Raw genomic sequence first — 1,762 nt, 5'->3', positions numbered from 1 at the left:
AAAGTGCCAGGTATTAAGGCGCTACCATGCGCGACGGGAGCGAAATGCATGGCAGTGCCCGCTACAAGTAAATAAGGTAACCCGCTACCCAAGACAATACCAGTAAGGTATTTGTTGGGAACGGCTTTTAGGGCGGCTTTATGTTTCATTACAAAAGGCAACAAGATTAGGCTAGGAACGAGAAAGCGCACCAAAGCAATATCAGCAGGTTGTAGTGCCGAAATTGCCCCACCTTTGAGCGAAATGAAAAAACCAGACCAAAGCAGTACGGTCACTAAAATTGCAGCGTATCCCAAAATCATCGTTGTCGCGTCCATGTGTAAAGTTCGCTGTAATTATTGAACGAAACTGACGCATCATGTTGGCAAAATGTGACGTACTTTGTTTCAGTATTGGTGTTAAACTACGTTTAATTAATTAAATTTAGTTATTTTTGGCAATTGGAGTTGGCCTGGACAAAATTGATAGGCAGTTACTTCATCTCATACAGAAAGACGCCACATTAACGACAGCGGAGCTTGCTGACCAAGTAGGGCTCTCTGCTTCACCATGTGCGAGGCGCTTAAAACGTCTTGAACAAGAAGGGGTTATCAGCGGATATCGAGCAATGATCTCACGTGGCGCAGTAGGCATTGCGATGACGGTGTTCGTTGAAGTGAGTTTGAATAATCACCAAGCGTCGTCAATCGATGAGTTTGAAACCGCAATCGTCGATATGGATGAGGTGATTTCTTGTCACGTTGTGTCTGGCGCTTACGATTATTTATTGGAAGTGGTAAGTAAAGATCTTCCCGGATACGAAAGCTTCACGAGAAAGCTGCAAAGGTTAGAAAACGTCAAAGACATCCACACACACCTTGCTATTCGGCAGGTAAAAGGAAATGGCTGTTTACCCATTTAATTTGATCATTGTGCCTGTAGTGAGCAACAGGGGAGATAAATGAAGTGGCTCGATAGATTGAAGATTGCCAACTACCACCGCAAGCGTTATAAACAATTCGGTAATGATAAAGCGCGTACGCTGGGTTGGCAGGACGAATATAGCCAAATCAGCCGATTTGAAGCGCTGACTCGTAGCCTTTGTTTAGAGGCAGTTAGTATTCTCGATATTGGCTGTGGCTTTGGTGATCTGCTTGAATATATTGAGAGCCAGAATCAATATCCAGCGCGCTATGTCGGCATTGATCAGCAGAAGCAGTTCATCACAAAGGCCAGAAAGAGAGCCTTTAAAACGCCTGTTAATTTCATTTGTGGCGACTTTTCTAAGCTTGTTCTTCCTCAAAGTGATTATGTGTTCGCGTCAGGCTCACTAAACTACAAATCGAGCAATGCAAATCATACGATTGAAATGATTGAGAAGATGTATCGAGCGGCTCGAATAGGCTGTGTGTTTAACTTACTCGATGAAGAAAAGCTGCCGAGTATGAGAATGCTAGAATCGCATAACAAAGTGGGGGTGTTGCGCTATTGCCGATGGCTATGCCCAGATGCACAATTAATCGAGGGTTACTCCGACCACGACTTCACGATTGTCATGATCAAAAAAGCGGAGCCAGTTTCCTAACTCCGCTTCATAAACTTTTAAGCCTTATTGGTGTTTGTACTGTGAGATCTTACAGTCACCAGTTTGTCTATCAACCTTAAATGAGAACGCGGCTGAATGGTATTCCCTTCCATCACTCCAAATTGTTTCTCCGAAGATTTTACACAGATCCAAATCACTGATTGAACCGAACTCTTTTACGTGCCTAACTACTGACAA

General features: G+C 43.6%; 2 protein-coding genes and 1 pseudogene. 2 read left to right on the top strand and 1 reads right to left on the bottom strand.

Annotation, left to right across the window (positions count from 1 at the left end; all coding sequences use genetic code 11):
- A pseudogene (locus tag R7E00_RS22720) lies at positions 1-302 on the bottom strand (EamA/RhaT family transporter); the annotation flags it as partial.
- Between the two features lie 149 nt (positions 303-451).
- Here R7E00_RS22720 and R7E00_RS22715 point away from each other — a divergent pair.
- Positions 452-901, top strand: a complete 450-nt coding sequence (locus tag R7E00_RS22715; RefSeq protein ID WP_005485150.1) for an Lrp/AsnC family transcriptional regulator — start codon at positions 452-454, stop codon at positions 899-901.
- Positions 902-940: 39 nt separating this feature from the next.
- The gene (locus tag R7E00_RS22710; RefSeq protein ID WP_005485201.1) at positions 941-1,564 is read left to right on the top strand and encodes a class I SAM-dependent methyltransferase; all 624 of its coding nucleotides are present in this window, start codon (positions 941-943) and stop codon (positions 1,562-1,564) included.
- The last annotated feature ends 198 nt before the right edge of the window (positions 1,565-1,762 follow it).

It is taken from the genome of Vibrio sp. Vb1755 (assembly GCF_033338635.1).
GTDB lineage: Bacteria > Pseudomonadota > Gammaproteobacteria > Enterobacterales > Vibrionaceae > Vibrio > Vibrio alginolyticus.
The sequence above is the reverse complement of the archived record's forward strand: the minus strand, read 5'-3'. Positions and strand labels throughout refer to the sequence as shown.